Origin of the sequence: Alteromonas sp. P256, from assembly GCF_036864455.1 — a bacterium.
Classification (GTDB): domain Bacteria; phylum Pseudomonadota; class Gammaproteobacteria; order Enterobacterales; family Alteromonadaceae; genus Alteromonas.
This window is the reverse complement of record NZ_JAZETM010000002.1, coordinates 15,005-31,632: the sequence shown is the minus strand read 5'-3', so window position 1 is coordinate 31,632 and position 16,628 is coordinate 15,005. Positions and strand designations below refer to the sequence as shown.

Annotated in this window: 13 protein-coding genes; 6 read left to right on the top strand and 7 right to left on the bottom strand. The window is 43.5% G+C overall.

Annotated elements, in window-relative coordinates:
* The first annotated feature begins 9 nt into the window (after positions 1-9).
* The 5 genes from V7R39_RS03420 to V7R39_RS03400 all read left to right on the top strand — a co-directional run bounded on the left by V7R39_RS03420 (position 10) and on the right by V7R39_RS03400 (position 6,894).
* Positions 10-657 (top strand): PqiC family protein, encoded by a 648-nt coding sequence (locus tag V7R39_RS03420; protein ID WP_334028220.1) that lies wholly within the window; start codon positions 10-12, stop codon positions 655-657.
* Positions 658-662: 5 nt separating this feature from the next.
* Entirely contained in the window at positions 663-1,754 is a 1,092-nt protein-coding gene (locus V7R39_RS03415) for a GGDEF domain-containing protein (RefSeq protein WP_334028218.1), read from the top strand.
* Between the two features lie 182 nt (positions 1,755-1,936).
* Positions 1,937-3,085, top strand: a complete 1,149-nt coding sequence (locus tag V7R39_RS03410; protein ID WP_334028216.1) for an efflux RND transporter periplasmic adaptor subunit — start codon at positions 1,937-1,939, stop codon at positions 3,083-3,085.
* A gap of 13 nt (positions 3,086-3,098) precedes the next feature.
* Positions 3,099-6,275 (top strand): efflux RND transporter permease subunit, encoded by a 3,177-nt coding sequence (locus tag V7R39_RS03405; protein WP_334028214.1) that lies wholly within the window; start codon positions 3,099-3,101, stop codon positions 6,273-6,275.
* A gap of 127 nt (positions 6,276-6,402) precedes the next feature.
* Positions 6,403-6,894, top strand: coding sequence for a GNAT family N-acetyltransferase (locus tag V7R39_RS03400; RefSeq protein WP_334028211.1), 492 nt, complete (start codon positions 6,403-6,405; stop codon positions 6,892-6,894).
* A gap of 109 nt (positions 6,895-7,003) precedes the next feature.
* On the opposite strand, the gene V7R39_RS03395 is transcribed toward V7R39_RS03400, so the two are convergent.
* The 7 genes from V7R39_RS03395 to V7R39_RS03365 form a co-directional block, all read right to left on the bottom strand.
* Positions 7,004-8,293: a sensor histidine kinase gene (locus V7R39_RS03395; protein ID WP_334028209.1), complete on the bottom strand. Its 1,290-nt coding sequence runs from the start codon at positions 8,291-8,293 to the stop codon at positions 7,004-7,006.
* Entirely contained in the window at positions 8,290-9,633 is a 1,344-nt protein-coding gene (locus V7R39_RS03390) for a sigma-54-dependent transcriptional regulator (protein ID WP_334028207.1), read from the bottom strand. Before V7R39_RS03390 ends, V7R39_RS03395 begins: the two co-directional genes overlap by 4 nt.
* A gap of 149 nt (positions 9,634-9,782) precedes the next feature.
* The gene (locus tag V7R39_RS03385; protein ID WP_334028205.1) at positions 9,783-10,991 is read right to left on the bottom strand and encodes an ABC transporter permease; all 1,209 of its coding nucleotides are present in this window, start codon (positions 10,989-10,991) and stop codon (positions 9,783-9,785) included.
* Positions 10,992-11,002: 11 nt separating this feature from the next.
* Positions 11,003-12,316 carry an ABC transporter permease gene (locus tag V7R39_RS03380; protein ID WP_334028203.1) on the bottom strand — a complete coding sequence of 438 codons (1,314 nt, stop codon included), beginning with the start codon at positions 12,314-12,316 and terminating at the stop codon, positions 11,003-11,005.
* A 1-nt stretch (position 12,317) separates the two neighbouring features.
* Positions 12,318-13,052 (bottom strand): ABC transporter ATP-binding protein, encoded by a 735-nt coding sequence (locus tag V7R39_RS03375; RefSeq protein WP_334028201.1) that lies wholly within the window; start codon positions 13,050-13,052, stop codon positions 12,318-12,320.
* Between the two features lie 16 nt (positions 13,053-13,068).
* On the bottom strand, positions 13,069-14,322 hold the full coding sequence (locus V7R39_RS03370) for an efflux RND transporter periplasmic adaptor subunit (protein ID WP_334028199.1): 1,254 nt from the start codon (positions 14,320-14,322) through the stop codon (positions 13,069-13,071).
* A gap of 451 nt (positions 14,323-14,773) precedes the next feature.
* On the bottom strand, positions 14,774-15,385 hold the full coding sequence (locus V7R39_RS03365) for a TetR/AcrR family transcriptional regulator (protein ID WP_334028197.1): 612 nt from the start codon (positions 15,383-15,385) through the stop codon (positions 14,774-14,776).
* 167 nt (positions 15,386-15,552) lie between these two features.
* Here V7R39_RS03365 and V7R39_RS03360 point away from each other — a divergent pair, with 167 nt between their 5' ends.
* Positions 15,553-16,626 carry an efflux RND transporter periplasmic adaptor subunit gene (locus V7R39_RS03360; protein WP_438823506.1) on the top strand — a complete coding sequence of 358 codons (1,074 nt, stop codon included), beginning with the start codon at positions 15,553-15,555 and terminating at the stop codon, positions 16,624-16,626.
* The last annotated feature ends 2 nt before the right edge of the window (positions 16,627-16,628 follow it).

Sequence of the window (16,628 nt, the reverse complement as noted above, 5' to 3'; positions counted from 1 at the left end):
GGAAATCGCGTGAAGGGACAAAATGAAATGAAAATGACGACTGAGCTTCAATCGAAAACCAGGCGCAATACCTTTGCGCTAGTTATGGCTTCGCTATTGTTTGCGTTGTCTGGCTGCACAAGCACTCAATCGTCTCTATCCTATTATTTGCTTCACTCTGCAGTATCTTTTGAACAGCCAGAAGGCTCTTTGTCGTCACCAACACAGTCAGTGAAGCAAGGCACCACACTTCTTATAACAAGTATTACCCTACCCGACTATCTCAAGCATCGAGGGCTGGTGTATCAAGTAAGTGATACAAACCTGCATATTTCTACGACTCACCTCTGGGCAGAACCCTTTGAAGAAGGTCTTCGCAAGACGCTACGAGATCAGCTTACCAACGACAATCTAGTAGTACTCACAAATAGAGACTATCAGGGCGAGAGTGCAGTTGAACTTAGCATTCACATTTCCGACTTCGTTAGCACTTTCAATGGCAACGTAGTATTGAAAGGTCATTTTATTGTGTCTACCCAGCAACCAGAAAAAAATCGCTATCCATTTTTCATTGAAACAACGTTAAAGGAAGATGGGTTTTCTGCCAGTGTAATCGCCATGCGAAAAGCCTTGGCCGTGTTGTCGACTGAAATTGCAGAAAGTGCTAGAGCAAACTAAGCACAATGATTAGTATTTTCAAAAAATATGTGACGAGTGGCGTAAAGCATCACTATAAAGATGAGACTAACCGCAGGATCATGGTAGTAAATCTATTTTCCGCGGTTGGTGTGTCCATCACCTTCATTTTAGGAATTAGAGCTCTACTTGCGCAAGAACTCCCTCTCGCCATTATTCTGCTAACAGCAAGTGTTGTTTTTGCTTTTTCCCAACGCATTCAAATTCAATTTGGTACGCGGCGCTCACGCACAGTGTCTATTACCCTGTTGATATCGTGTTTAATGGTATTGGTATTTCTTTTACTCGTTACCGGCGGCAAAGATAACACTGGGCCTTTGTGGATTTATTTGGTCCCGCCGGTGACCATGTTTTTCGCGGGGGTAATACGAGGCCTTTTTGCGCTACTTTTATTCACCATCGCCTGCATCCTGTTGTTCTTTGTTTTCGATGAGTCTTTACTTATTGCGTCTTACTCCTACGCGTTTAAATCTCGCTTGCTCTACTCGTTTTTAACGGTGGCGTTTCTTTCTGCTTTTTACGAATACAGCAGACAGAAAAGTTACGATATTGCCCTAGACTTGTCGGAACAGTTTGAGCAACAGGCTAATCATGACCATTTAACCAAGCTTGTTAACAGGCGCGGTGCGCAAACCGCATTAGAACGTGAATATGCGCGAATTCAGCGAAGCAGCAACACATTCTCAATAGCCATTGCCGATATAGACAAATTCAAAAGCATTAATGATACTTACGGTCACGAGGCCGGCGACAAAGTACTTCGCAAAATTTCGCGAATTTTTAGCGCCCGATTAAGGAAGCAAGATATTCTTGCTCGATGGGGTGGTGAAGAGTTTATGTTTATCTTCCCAGAAACATCCGCTAGCGAAGCTGCGAATGTATTAGAAGCGCTACGCGAGGTCTTAAGCTTTTCGCCTATCGCCATATCGGATCACGATATTCACATTACGAGTAGTTTTGGAATTTGTGAGATAACTTCTCAAGTATCTTTAGCCGATGGAATACGGCATGCAGACATGTCCCTTTACCGCGCAAAGGAGTCTGGCCGCAACAAGGTCGTGCTTTACTCTGACAGTTAAAATAACTGCTTACATTTTTCAATAGTTGATGACATTGTCATCACTGTCCCTCTCCACTAGCGTCTGCGCTCTTAGCTGTCTCAGTGTTTTTTTAAGGTCATGTTTAGTTACAAATATAATGGAAAATTTATCTGCATAAGCGCTAGACTATTAGCAGACTCGGCAACTATATAGACTAAGCAATGAAATTGATGAAGATTGTATTACCCATAGGCATTCTTGTCCTCGGATACGCAGGTATGAAAGGTATTGAAGTATCAGCCGCTGATAATACGGCTGCCGAAAAAATTGATACGCGACCTACCGTCACTATCGATTCTTTAGTTCCTGAGGACGTAAGAATACAGCTAACTTCTTACGGAGAGGTTGTCCCATTAGAAACGACCAATCTTTCTGCACAAGTATCCGGTGAAGTTCAAACATGGAACCCTAAGCTCGTCAGCGGGGGGTTAGTGCGCCGCGGAGAAACATTATTTACTATAGAGCCAGACGCCTATGAGGCAGCCCTTCTCCTTGCGCAAGCCAACGTAGCCAGTGCCGAAGCTCAGCTAATACAAGAAAAAGCGCAGGCTGATGTAGCTGCAAGAGAGGCGAAGACCATGCCAAGCTCTAAGGTTTCTGCCTTATACCTTCGAAAGCCACAGGTTATGAGCGCTGAGGCTGGGTTAAAATCAGCGCAAGCTCAACTAAAACTGGCAAAACGTGACCTAGACAATTGCAAAGTAAAGGCGCCATACGACGCGCTTATTGTGTCACGCAATATTAGTACAGGCGATTATGTTTCGCAGGGAACAACAGTGGCCGTTTTAAACAATATTGAGTATGCAGAGGTGACCTTTCCTGTTGCTGGATTTGATAGTAAATTTCTCGACGCCAATACTTTGGGAAAAGAAGTGCTTATTTCAGGTAACACCGCAGAAGACAAAGCGTTGAAAGGCACAATACACCGCGACACGGGGGTCGTCGACAACAATACTCGTATGTCATACCTCGTAGCGCGAATTAATGACCCTTACGCCATTAACTCTAATGGCCCAACATTGAAATTTGGCTCTTATGCATCGGTGACATTTGAAGGAACTTTACTGCGCGATGTTTTTCGAATTCCGCAAGAACTTGTGACTAACAGGAAAGTTTGGACGTTAGATGAAGAGAATAATCTGCATTCCAACACCGTCAGCGTTGTGCGTGAAGAAAACGGAGACTTTTTGATACAAGGTGACTTTAACCCAAAAAGAGTGGTTATGGACTTACCAGAGTATCCGCAAAATGGCATGGCCGTGAAGGTAATTGAAAACCTTTCCGACTCAGTAACAGCGAAAGCAGACTAAAATAGGAACCGCCATGGAGACGCACAACGACACTCAGCACGGTATTATCGCTTGGTTTGCGCGCAATTCAGTTGCCGCCAACCTACTTATGGTTTTCATCATTATTATGGGTATTGCCAGCTTTTTGACGATACAACGTCAAATGTTTCCCAACATTGAAATTAACTATATTACTGTTAGTGCAAATTATCCTGGCGCCTCACCTCAAGAAATAGAAGAAAGTATTTTTATTAAAATTGAAGAGGCTATTAAAGACATCACGGAAATAAAACGCACCGTATCGCGGGCGTTTAGAGGTAGCGGTACAGTTAGTCTTGAGATTGAAACAGATGCGGAATTAACAGACGTCCTCGATAAAGTGAAGCTTCGAATAGATGGTATTGCGACTTTTCCAGCCGATATGGAGCCGGTGAATGTCTCACAAGTAGAATTTCAGCAAGACGTTATCGAAATGCCCCTAGTTGGTGATCTGCCCCTCTCTGAATTAAAAGAAATTGCCAAGGAAGTTGAAGATGAACTTCTACAGTTGAGCAATGTTTCACTGGTTCGCATGTCGGCGCCCGATGACGAAATTGCGATTGAAATCAAGCCAGATACGCTTCGAAAGTACAACTTATCAATTTCTGATATCACCCGGGCTATCAATAACTATTCGGCCAATATGTCTGCTGGGCAAATTCGCACCAATGCAGGCCTTGTTTCGGTGCGTGTTGAAAACCAGTTTTACAGCGGTGAAGAGTTTGCCGAAATACCGGTTAAAATAGGCGCGGGTGGTGCTCGCGTGACGCTTGGCGATGTAGCTTACATAAATGACGGATTCGTAGAGGGAGAAAGATACTTCAAATACAACGGAATGAACGCTATTTCGATGGCGGTTAAAGCCACCAAAACACAAGACACTATTCCTGTTGCCGAAACCGTAAAAGCCTATATCGAACAAAAAAATCAGTCATTTACTAAAGATGTTCGCATTGAGGTATTGGTGGATATGACCTATTACCTTAATGCCCGACTGGACATGATGCTATCAAACCTGCTTCAAGGTTCTGTACTCGTTGCCTTTATGCTTACCCTATTTTTACGGTTTAGGTTGGCGCTATGGGTAATGGTCGGCCTTCCCGTTTGCTTTTTAGGTGCGGTAATGCTGATGCCGTTATTTGGCATTAGTATCAATATTCTCTCCTTATTCGCATTTATCATGGTTCTGGGAATAGTGGTGGACGACGCCATTGTGATTGGGGAAAGTGCTTATACTGAAGTTGAGAGCAAAGGCGGCGGTGTGGATAATGTGGTTCGGGGCGCTAAGCGAGTAGCAACGCCAGCAACTTTTGGTGTACTCACCACTATAGCCGTTTTCGCTCCTTTCACATTGAGTAGCGGGCCAGAGGGCGCATTTTTCTATAATATTGCCGTTGTGGTTATTCTGTGCTTAGTGTTTAGCCTTATTGAATCGAAGCTCATTTTACCTGCTCACTTAGCACACACCACTTTCTCTCCTGTTAAGCCAGATAGCTGGCGCGCTAAATTTAATAAACGCTTTCAAAGTTTTATTAACGGCCCCTACAAACGTACCGTTGAAGCTGCTATTAACGCACGTTGGGTAGTATTTATGATGTTTGTTGCGCTACTCATGATTAGCTGGGGGCTAATAAACGCAAACTACGTACGTATGGTGCCTAACCCAAAAGTACCTCATGACTTCCCTAGCGTACGAATTGAAATGAATGAGAACGTGTCTGACCTTGCGACTATCAATGCGTTAAAAATTGTCGAAAACACCATTCTTAGTGTAGAGGAAGAACTAATAGAAGAGTTCGGCAGCGGCATGGTTCGCGACAGATTGGTGTTCAATGAGTCGCGCAACGAAGGCGAAATACTCACACCGCTAGTTAACGAAGACGACCGCCCTATCGATACATTCGAGTTGGCGCGACGCTGGAGAGAGGCTATACCTGAAATTAGCGGCATGAAGTCATTCACGGTTATCGACGATGTTAACGGCGGTGGTGATGACGGCGAATTCGGTTACCTTCTTTTTGGCCCCGATATTGATACGTTGAACGCTGCAGGCTTGAAGTTTATTGAAATGCTTCAACAGCAAGACGGGCTGTTTGATGTGAGTTCTACTATTGACCCACCTAGCAAAGAAGTACAAATGTCATTATTGCCGGTAGCTTATGACTTAGGGCTTACGCTTTCAGATATAGCATCACAAGTTGGCGCTGGGTTTTATGGAGGAGAAGCTCAGCGCGTTATTCGCAACGGTGAAGAAGTGCGTGTTATGGTTCGCTACCCTGAGCTTACCCGCGAACGCTTTGCCGACTTAAAATACTCGATAATCACTACCCCAACGGGCGAAGAAGTCATGCTTGGTGACGTTGTTGTACTTGAAGAAAAACCAGGTATTAGCTACATACGCAGAGAAGGTGGATACAGAAGCGTATACGTATGGGGCAATATTGACGAGGAAACCGTTGAGCCAAATGAAGTGGTAGAAGAGATCAAAGAAACCTTATTACCTCAGCTTAAAGAGGAGTTTCCTTCGGTGATGACCGAGCTTGGCGGTGACATTGAAGAGCAACAGGCTCAACAAAATGAGCAGGTTTTGTTTTTCATAGCCGCGATGGTGATGGTTTATATACTTCTTGCGGTGCCGTTAAAAAGCTACGGACAGCCGCTCATCATCATGTCGGTTATTCCATTTAGTCTTACAGGGGCTATCTGGGGGCATTTTATTCTAGGGTTAGACCTTTCTATGATGTCTACTTTTGGTTTAATTGCCGCCGCCGGTGTTGTTATTAACGACTCTTTGGTAATGACCGACTTTGTTAATCAGCGACGCAGCCAGGGTTACAGTGTAAAACACGCTGTGGTTGAGGCAGGTACAGCGCGTTTTAGGGCTATTACATTAACCTCAATAACTACCTTTGTTGGGGTTTTACCCATCATGTTTGAGACCAGCCTGCAGGCGGCCTTCGTAGTGCCAATGGCAGCCGCACTTGGGTTTGCAGTTCTTTATGCCACCTTGGTTACGCTAATTTTAGTGCCGTGCCTCTACTTAATCTTACTTGATTTGTGGCTGCCCTTTTCATGGATAAAGAGAAAAGTATTTGGAAGCAGAGGCCTTAATTCAAATGTGGATATAGGCTCCAGCGAACCTGCTGTTGAAAGCAGTGGTCATATTGATTAGCCTTTAAGCCTCGTTTAAATAGCGCACAGAGCGCTGCAAAAAGCGTTAACATAGATAAAACGCCCTGAGCAAATGTCAGCCTTATTTTTAAGGCTGACGTTTTTCATAGAGTAAATAAGGAATTTTCATGAGTAATGCGCTAAGTATTCGCCAAGCCACGCCACAAGATATCCATCAAATTCGTCAGTTTATTTTAGAATTGGCTATTTACGAAAAAGCTGAGCACGAAGTTGAAGCCTCAGAAGCTGACTTACACAACACCCTATTTGGTGATAAAGCCACAGCGCATTGCGTTATTTGTGAAAATGATGGTGCACCAATTGGTTTCGCCGTTTACTTCTTTAACTACTCTACGTGGCAAGGCAAAAACGGGCTTTATTTAGAAGATCTTTATGTTTCCCCACAATCTAGGGGGTTAGGTGCAGGTAAAGCCCTACTTCAGCACCTTGCTAGTATTGCAGTAACATCAAACTGTGGCCGTTTTGAATGGAGCGTACTTGATTGGAACAAACCCGCTATCGATTTTTATGAATCACTAGGTGCGAAAGCGAAAAGTGAGTGGTTAGGCTATAGAATGGATGGTGAAACTCTGGTGAACTTTGCAAAAACGGGCAAATAGGGTGCGTGATATTACCGACTTCATTTTCAGGTATTCTCTTACCGAGTAACTAACGGGTGTCGAGCTTTGCTGCACCACATGCTGCACCACAAAGGTAGACCCGCCTTAATTATTTTTCAAAAATTACACGAACACTCAACCCTTTATGTTGCCTGTTTTGTATAAATAAATTGCCGCCATGGGCGTCGGTTATCTCTCTGCAAAGTGCAAGACCAAGGCCACTTCCATTTGCTTTGGTAGAGTAAAATGGTAGTAGCGCATTTGCCATTACACTTTCAGACATTCCTTTGCCACCGTCGAGCACCTCAATAATAACTTGAGTCGAATTTTGTTTGATAGCCAGCTCAATCTCTTCTTCGCTCCCGCCTGCCTCCTGCGCGTTTTTTAGCAGGTTTATTAGTAACTGTTCTAGCTGCACAGCATCAGCTTGAAATGGCACCGCTTCAGACATGATCAGCTTAAATGGAAACTGCTGCGAAAGCTGCGATAAAATATCATTCCAATTAATTGTGTCGAAATTAGGCGGTGGCAGTTTCGCAAACTTGCCATAACCTTGAACAAATTGATTTAGGTGAGCGATTCTCTCTTCCATCGTATGAAACACGCGAACCAAGCGGGGATCAGAATTTTGTTTGCCTACTATCTTACCACTATGTAGCAAGCTAGATATCGGCCCCAACGAGTTGTTTAATTCATGACTTATTACACGGATCACCTTTTTCCACACCGATACTTCCTGTCTGTTTAGTTCCCGCGTCATTTGTTTAAGAATAAATAATTTGTGGGGTTGGTTGTTCAATAAAAATGTTCCCTTCGCCAAGTGCCACGTTTCAACCCCCTTGTCGCCGATGGGAAGAGTGAATAGGCCTTCCTTGCTATCTGACATCATATCGCCAAGTGCTGTGGGTTTTTCCTTTAGCGCATCATCAAGTAAAACGCCTTCTAGGCGATGCGTCGTATTGAAGAAGCGCCGTGCTTGGTAATTGCTGAAAACAATATGGCGATTATCATTTACAAGTAACAATACATCGGGTGAGCTTTGTAATACTTTGTCTAACATAAGTTCACGCTGATGAAGCCACTGCTTCTCTTTGCGAAGCGTGTCTGCGGTATTATTGAAAAGTGCACATAGTTTGCCAAATTCATCATTAGACGTGCACGCTAGGGTTGACGCGTATTCTCCGTCTTTGAAGTTAAGTAAGCCAACTTCAAGTGCTTGCAAGTTACTGTAAACTTTTGCCGTCATTAAATAAATGCAAATCCAGCTAATGCCAAGAGAAGCAAACACGATTAACACTTTAATATGAATGGCCAAAGTAACTAGGTAAAGCAGTGGCGAGATCCCAATAGCGGTGGCAGCCATCGCCGCTACAATAAGCGTATGACGAACGTTTCTCACGATTTGTAATCTATCGAATATTTATCTAGCCGGCGATACAAAGCCTGTCGAGATAGCCCAAAATGTTTAGCGACCTTTGCAATTACACCGTTAAAATCTATTAATGCCGCCTCTATTTCTGCTTGGTTAGGCTCGATTATTGTGCCGCGAGCGGTTTGCTTTACCCCTGACTTTACAGGCAAGCCAAAAGCGTCAGCATCAAGCACACCAGTTGGGTGTAAAATATTTACCCGCCTACATGCATTTTCAAGCTCTCTCACGTTACCCGGCCAAGCGTGCCGAATGATGGCTTGTTGCGCAGTAAGGCATAACTCGCGACCTGGTAAAAAATGGTTAACTAAAGTTAATACGTCGCTTCCTCGCTGACAAAGGGGCGGAACATTAATTTCAATTACGTTTAACCTGTAAAACAAATCTTCGCGAAACTCTCCCTTAGCAATGTCTTCGATTAGGTTAGAGTTAGTCGCAGAAATTATACGCACATTAGTATGCTGCGTTTTTACCGAGCCAAGCTTCTCAAATTCACCAGTTTGCAACACCCTAAGTAACTTAATTTGGCCAGATAAAGGTAAATTTCCAATTTCATCTAAAAACAATGTACCGCCGTTGGCTGCTTCAAAGCGACCAATTCGGCTTTTGTTTGCGCTGGTAAATGCCCCTGCTTCTGCGCCGAAAAGTTCAGCTTCAATAAGCTCGTGCGGTAATGCGCCAGCGTTCACCTTAACAAAAGGTGCTTTATAAAGAGATGAGTGTCGCTGAATAAGTTCAGCTATTTTTTCTTTACCGCTACCATTTGGGCCTGTGATTAAAACTGGTACGTCAGACTTCGCCACCTGCAAAGACATATCGACAACCCGCTGCATAGCGCCACTCTCGTAAATTAACCCAACTTGTTCGGCGGCATGTTTGGCGCTTACTGATACGTTTGTTTGTTGCTGTAAAACTTTGTTGTGCGTGTTGGCCTGCCCTAACGCGATAAGGTTGTTAACGGTGGTAACCAACTTAGTATCATCCCATGGTTTTGGAATATAGTCGGCCGCTCCCGCTTTGACTAGCTCAACCGCGTGTTCAAGCTCTGTCCACGCGGTAATTAAAACGATGGGTAACAAAGGGTTAAGCTCACGAAGTGCGTTGAAGAGCGCTCGCCCTTCTGCACCCGACGTTGTATCAGCGCTAAAATTCATGTCTTGAATAACCAGTGACACCGACTGATAATTAGCAACTTGCAACGCGTCTTTTGGCGATGTGGCGGTGACAGTTTGATACCCATGAATTTCTAGTAGCAGCGACAACGCTTCCAGCACCGCAATATTGTCGTCTACTAATAAAATTTTCGTCATTATATGCCTGTCTATTGTATTATCTGGTCTAATGTATTATCCGGTCTATTGTATTAGTAAATGCATTAGTCGTTATTGTTTAATGTAGGTTATTTGCATGGTTTTCTCAGACTACTTGCACGCTTTTTTCAGACAGAGGATAAAGCGCCTTAAATACTGCGTGTAGCAATACTCGGTGAAATATTTGCCGCGCGTACAGCAGGCACCACTACCGCCAACAAACTGACTGTTAGCATGAAAAACGCTGTCAAAACGACATAAGGTAATTCAAGCGCTTCAATAGAATAGGTCTGCATAAGCACTCTACCTAAAAATACCGCAGCTACGCTACCAAGCACCAATCCTACAGTACAGACTATGGCGTTCTCTACTAAGAAGTACCTCACAATAGCCGATTTGCGTGCCCCAATCGCGCGACGGGTACCAATTTGTTTGGTTCGCTTACTTATATTAAATTGTGTGAGTCCAAAAATACCAAGGGCGGTCACCAACACTAATATCACCACCAGCACGATAAGCATACGCATCATTAATACATCTGCTGCATCATAGCTGTTTTTGCTTTCATCAAGCCCGTCCACATTAATAATGACACGTTTGTTGTACGCTTGAAGCATTGTATCTTCTATAAGCTTCATAACATTATCACGTTCATTCGACTCTGTTCTTACCAAGAAGTGTTGATAATTTTGTGCATTTATAAAGGGGATAATGCCCGTTGTGCCGCTATCATCAGCGCGAGGCCATGCACTTTCCATAACATCGACTATTCCAATGATCTCAAGTGCTCTGCCGCTAACGTAGAGTGACTCGCCCAGCCCAGCTCCATCGTCGAATAAGTTTTCCGCCAGCATTTTAGAAACAATAATGGTATTGGGGCCGTCATCATGAAAATTATCGCTTATCACAATTTCCTCAGGCCTAAAATTTCTCCCGGCTATTAATTTTACTCCAAAGGTTTCCAGAGCATTTTCATCAGCATAAAAATACGCTAAACGCGCCTCTTTTGACTTTTCTGGAAGTGGCTTTAACCTAGCCGATGTCGAAGAACCACCGCCAGATAGAGGAACGACATGAGACAATGAAGCATTTATTACACCCGGAATACTTCTTATCATGGCTTCATCAAACTCGGCTTGCTGGCTAAGGTTGATATCTTTACCAAAAGTCATTACGGTAAAACTGAATATGTCTTGTTGAAGGTAACCGGTATCCTCTTTTAAATAAGTGAGGTTTTCGTTAATCATAAAAGTGGCGTTACTGACAATGGCAGTGGTTAGTGCTACCTGAAGGAATAATAAAACCGCTCCTGCTTTTGAGCGACGTAATGCACTGAGTATAGGTTTAATATCACGCATTGCAGTGGCTCCTATTGGCTCTTAAGGTAAATGGCAGGTTGTGTTTTACATACCAACCATGCTGGATACAGCCCAGCGATGAAGCTTGCCATCAAAGAAATTACCGGGGCTGCAAGCAACATAGACCAGTCCATCGTTGCCAAGTTAGAGTAATCACCATGAGTTGTACGAATACCCCATAACCCCAGTTGAGCAACAACTATGCCCAGCCCCCCCCCTGCTATACCGATGACTGAAACTTCAACAATATGTTGCAAAAAAATATGGCGTTTACTAGCACCTAATGCCCGTCTCACACCAACCTCTGGTGCTCGTTTTAAAAACTTGGCAAGAAGCAACCCAAGAATATTTGCCACGCATACCATCAAAAACATAAAGCTGAGGGCAACCAAAATACGATTATCCTCAGAGACTACCTCATTATATTCCATCCACTCATTTACGTCGCGCAAGCCGTATTTTAGTTCATCACGTTGAAAACGGCCCTTTTCTTTTTGATCTTCCATGTATGCCATTAAAAATTGACCGTACGCATCTTTTTCTTTTTCAGTGTTCAATTGCACCCAAAACTGCGTCCACACGCTCTCAGAAGTTAGTAAATCTTGATAGCCACGCATGACTTCCTCCTTCCAACCATTGGTATTTCCCCATGTACCAATTTCCTCAAGCGGCGCGATAGCAAAAGGAATATAAAGCAATTCAGGTGAGTTAAAACTACCATTATTCAGGTCATAGTATTTAACATGATGCTCCCAATCGTTGGTTACGCCTGCAATACGATAACTTTTGTTATCTAAAAAAATTTCTTTACCTACCGAGTTTTCGCCGTTAAAAAATCGGTCATTAATTTCTTTTGATAACACGACTACATAGGGGCTATTTTTCTGATCGTCGCGTGTCCACGCTTGGCCGTAAATAAAGGTACGTTCGAAAATATCGAAAAACTCCCTATTCACCAGCCTAGCTGGCTCCATTCGCGGTTTTATATCTGCGGAATTTAAGTGAACCGAGAAGCCGGTTCTAAAACTTGGGCTACTTAGTACATCAATATCTGCGTTATATAAATTAGTCGCATCCTTGAAGGTTAGCTGAAACGGCATGTTATCGCTTGAATGCCAACTGAGCCCATCGTCTATAGTTTGTAACTGAGGGTAGAAAATTTTGCTGCTTTTATGTGGAATAGGATCTAATGCCATCATGTGATAAACCGACAGGCTCGTCATGGTAATGCCGATTCCTATTGCTATTGCAAACACCATGAGAAAGCTAATGACAGGAGTATTCCGTATGCTTCGCCAACTCAGGTCGATATAATGTAATAGCATACTACGCGCCCCCTGCGTTCAGAGGCTCAGCTTCGTTAACACTTTCATTGCAGTGCTTGTTTTGATAAAGCGTAAAGTCGGCGAGTTGACCGTCGACGACTTGTATATTTCGCGGGGCACGGCGGGCTAACTCTGGATCATGAGTCACCATAACAATAGTGGCACCATTGCGATTGATTTCTTCAAGCAATTCCATGACCTGACGCGCCATCATCGTATCTAAATTACCCGTAGGTTCATCCGCTAGTAAAAACCGAGGGCTACCAGCGAGTGCACGAGCAATTGCAACACGCTGCTGTTGGCCGCCCGAGAGTTGCTGCGGGAGGTGCTTAGCACGACTAGCTAGTCCAACTTGTTCAAGGCATTCGTCAATTTTTCGCTTGCGTTCTTTTGAACGCACGCCTCGATAGCGCAATGGTACTTCTACATTCTCAAATACATTCAAATCGGGTATTAAATTAAAGCCCTGAAAAATAAATCCAATTTTTTGATTTCGTAAATCGGCTCGCTGACTATCAGATAGCGCTCCTACGTCTATGCCATCTAGTAAATAGTTGCCCGACGTAAAAGGCTCAAGCAATCCCGCCATATTCAAGAACGTGGTTTTTCCCGAGCCTGAGGGACCCGTAACGGCTATAAATTCGCCCTCTCTAACGTCTAGTGAAAAATCTCTAAGCGCATGAGTTTGAACGCTGTCCGTTTGATACACTTTGCTGACGTTCTGCATTTTCAACATATTGATATTCCTTAGTTTAACGTAGAAGCACCGAGGGCGCTTGCTTAAACTTTTCATAGCTTGACGTAATTATTTTGTCGCCCTCTTGAAGCCCACGAATCACCTCAACTTCTCGCATGCTAGTGGCACCAGTTTCAATAGCTACCATCTCGGCAATATCACCGCGAACAACATAAGCAGTGTGCCCCCCTGTTTGCAGAAAACTACCGCGAGCAACTTTTAATATATTTGATTTATTTTCTAACAAGATACGTGCAGAAACCTGTTGATTTTGACGAATAGATTGCACACTGTTCTCTGGGAAACGCACCCGCGCAGTCACTTGCCTGTTAACGACTTCTGGAGATATAGACACCAGTTTACCAAGAACCGTCTGTCCACCCATGGTCAGCTCAACATCCATACCAATACCGAGTTCTCCTGCATAACTTTCAGCAACGCTTAATTGCACTTCGTAGGCTGACAAGTCGACCAACGTCATCAAAAGAGCATTTTTTTCTACCAACGCATTGGGTTGAATAATAACGTTACCTACTATTCCACTTACACTTGCTTTTATTTGCAGATTAGTCATTTGTCTTGTCAATTCATCAACAATTAGCGCTTGTCGCGCCACTTTTTCTTCGCTGGTCTTTAATTCAAACGCAAGTGTATCAACAGCAAGGTCTATCTCGCCTAAAGCATGCTTGTGCGTTAAGGTAGCGCGCAGGAGATCGTCCTGCGCTTTTTCAAAGTCTATCTGGCTAATAAGGTCGTTCTTGATTGAAAGTGCCGCTCGTTTGTCTTCACGTATTGCTGCGTTAAGCTCAACCTTTGCTAAGTCGGCTTGCTTATTGAGCAGTAATCTTTGGCGTCTTACATCAAGCTCTTGCCTAGCAAGATCGCTTTGCAAACTCGCCAACACCAACTTTTCCTGACTAAGCTTGCTTTTTAATTCAGGAGAATTAACCACGGCGATTACGTCATCGGTCTCAATGAAGTCACCTGGCTTCACATTTAGCATCACATAACCTTGTTGAGGGCTATACACTTGAGGCGCATTAGCCGCAATAATTTTTCCAGTGGTTATAATGTCTCTAACTAAATCCCCTTTCGTTACCGTGTGTATATTGAGCGCATCTTTTGCTATGGACAAATCAGCAATCGGCAACGCTAGAGAAAAGTAACCAATAATGCACGCAGCAATAAACGCGCTTATAGAAAGCAACTGCTTCTTACCGCGCTTCCCACTTACTATTGTTTTATCTTGATTACTTGTATCTTGAATCATTGTACTTCCCCGCTTACTGGTGCTTCGATGATCGCTAATACCACACCGAACACCAGGACTAATATAGGAAGGCTAACGTGGTGTAATAGTATTATCACTTTATTGATCTCTTTCTGAAAATTACTCTTCAACTCAGCGTGTGTCAGACCGGAAAACCAGGCGTTGCGACATCATCCCTTAAGGCAATACCAAATGCGTGCCAATTTTTACTGTACTGATTTTGTTATATTTTTTTATAGATAGCGGTAGGAAAGTGTCCACATCGGACAGCTTGCACTGTCCGTTACAAAAACGGACGTTACTTTTGAATTGCAGAACACTTATTGCGCTCGACGTTTTAGGCAGGAATGTTTTTTGTATGGTCAGAGATATGGCGTAAGAGTAAGTAAATAGAGCTAGTAGGTTTTCTCTATTACGTCAGTTAGTGTTATTCGCTATGCAAACGTAAAATCTAATTTGCATATCTACACAGTACAAGGGCAACGATATTATCAGTAATTCGCCGCTTGTCGTCATCACTTAATGTGTCTTCTATCTTAAACAGCTGGGGCCAGAAACACTGCCCTTTAATCAAGCTGTCAATTTCATTAACCACGTGCTCTAGGTTGTCAAACAATAGGCGGCCGTCGGCTTTTCCGGCTTTGAGCCAGCGGTGTAACGAGGACTCTTGCGCCTTAAGTTGCGCAACTTCGTCTTTTAATTTATCGGGTTCATAGAAAAAATGTCCTATGGCAACGCGAGCTAATTCTAAATGTCCTTCACTACAGGTGAATGAAACTTCTTGCAAGATAAGCTCTTCTAACTGCGCGTTAAGAGGTAAGGCACTCTTGTACTCAACCCCAATATTCACCAAAGCGCTCTTCCATTGCTCTTTGATTACATGCATCACCAATTCTTCTTTTTTTGAAAAATGGTTGTATACCGTACGCTTAGAAACCTGCGCTAGCTCGGCCAGTTTGTCCATACTGGTGCCGTTAACCCCAAACTCTTGAAATGCTTGAGTCGCGGCTTGAATAATCGCTTCGCGTTTTTTATCGCTTCGCTTACGTGTAACCTCAGTCATTTTATATTGTCTTAATGAATATAGCCCTCCATTTTACACTGAACAGTTTACTTTTCAATGTAACCGAACTAAAATGCACTCACCAGTTTACTTTATGAAGAAATCTTTATTGTCGTATTCTGTTTCTTCTAGCACATTTACTTACTTAATATGGATTACAAAACACTATGTCCATGATGCGAATCTCTCGTACCGCTTTTGTCACCGCCCTCGCCTTTTTAACACTTGTTGCGTGCACCTCTGAAAAAAGTGAAACATCAGAACCTGACTCACCACGCTATGTGAAGCTTGCCGATGTGAGTAATATTCCAAATTTTGATGAGTTTACATTTCCGGCAGTGGTATCTGCCGTAAAAACGGTAGATTTAAGCTTTGAAGTGTCAGGACGCCTTATTCAAACCGACCTTGTAACCGGCAACGATATTGAAAAAGGCAAACTGCTGGCGACCATAGACAGAAAGCCGTTCGAACGTCGCATGGAAGAATCAAAAACACGTTTAGAGCAATCGAAACGTGAGCTTAATCGCATAGAAAAAATGTTCGCGCAAAACCTTGTGGCACAAAGTGCATTAGATTCAGCGAAAACATCCTACGAACTCGCGATGCTTGATCTAAAAAATGCTGAAGAAGACTTAAGTTACACACAGCTTTACGCGCCATTTGATGCCAAGCTGTCTCAACGATTAGTAGAGAATAATAGCTTTGTTGCGGCAGGCACACCTATTGCTCGTCTTCAAGACGTATCAAAAATCTACTTTAATATTAATGTTCCTGAGCGTTTGCTTACTGCAAATTTAGGCCGTGGCATTAAACAAGCGAGCGCCACCCTTGCCACGAACAGAAGCCAATGGTATCCAGTTAGCTATGTTGAGCACTCTACTCAACCCGATCCGGTGTCGCAAACCTATGAAGTTGTTTTTGCCATGGAGCCGCGCGATGAGTTACCCCTTACGCCAGGCGCACGCGCCATTGTTAAGGTAAGCCTGCAGGGCTCAATGTATCCAGAGGGCCTTGTTGTTCCGGTTAAGTCTTTGGTTGGGGATGAAGACAGCGGTTTTGCAGTGTGGGTTTTTGATAAGGCCACAAGCCGCGTTAACAAACAATCGGTAAACGTAAAACACATACAGAATGAACTTGCCATCATTGAGGGCGACATTAGCCTGGGTCAACGAGTTGTGTCTGCTGGCGCAACTAAAATGACCGCTGATATGAAAGTACTTCCCTACAAAGGAGAGAAGTAATT

Bases quoted from the DNA above. Each gene is read 5' to 3' on its own strand.
- V7R39_RS03400 (WP_334028211.1), top strand. From the start codon at position 6,403: ATGAGTAATGCGCTAAGTATTCGCCAAGCCACGCCACAAGATATCCAT.
- V7R39_RS03370 (WP_334028199.1), bottom strand. From the start codon at position 14,322: ATGATTCAAGATACAAGTAATCAAGATAAAACAATAGTAAGTGGGAAG.
- V7R39_RS03415 (WP_334028218.1), top strand. From the start codon at position 663: ATGATTAGTATTTTCAAAAAATATGTGACGAGTGGCGTAAAGCATCAC.
- V7R39_RS03380 (WP_334028203.1), bottom strand. From the start codon at position 12,316: ATGCTATTACATTATATCGACCTGAGTTGGCGAAGCATACGGAATACT.
- V7R39_RS03375 (WP_334028201.1), bottom strand. From the start codon at position 13,052: ATGTTGAAAATGCAGAACGTCAGCAAAGTGTATCAAACGGACAGCGTT.
- V7R39_RS03410 (WP_334028216.1), top strand. From the start codon at position 1,937: ATGAAATTGATGAAGATTGTATTACCCATAGGCATTCTTGTCCTCGGA.
- V7R39_RS03365 (WP_334028197.1), bottom strand. From the start codon at position 15,385: ATGACTGAGGTTACACGTAAGCGAAGCGATAAAAAACGCGAAGCGATT.
- V7R39_RS03360 (WP_438823506.1), top strand. From the start codon at position 15,553: ATGTCCATGATGCGAATCTCTCGTACCGCTTTTGTCACCGCCCTCGCC.
- V7R39_RS03405 (WP_334028214.1), top strand. From the start codon at position 3,099: ATGGAGACGCACAACGACACTCAGCACGGTATTATCGCTTGGTTTGCG.
- V7R39_RS03390 (WP_334028207.1), bottom strand. From the start codon at position 9,633: ATGACGAAAATTTTATTAGTAGACGACAATATTGCGGTGCTGGAAGCG.
- V7R39_RS03385 (WP_334028205.1), bottom strand. From the start codon at position 10,991: ATGCGTGATATTAAACCTATACTCAGTGCATTACGTCGCTCAAAAGCA.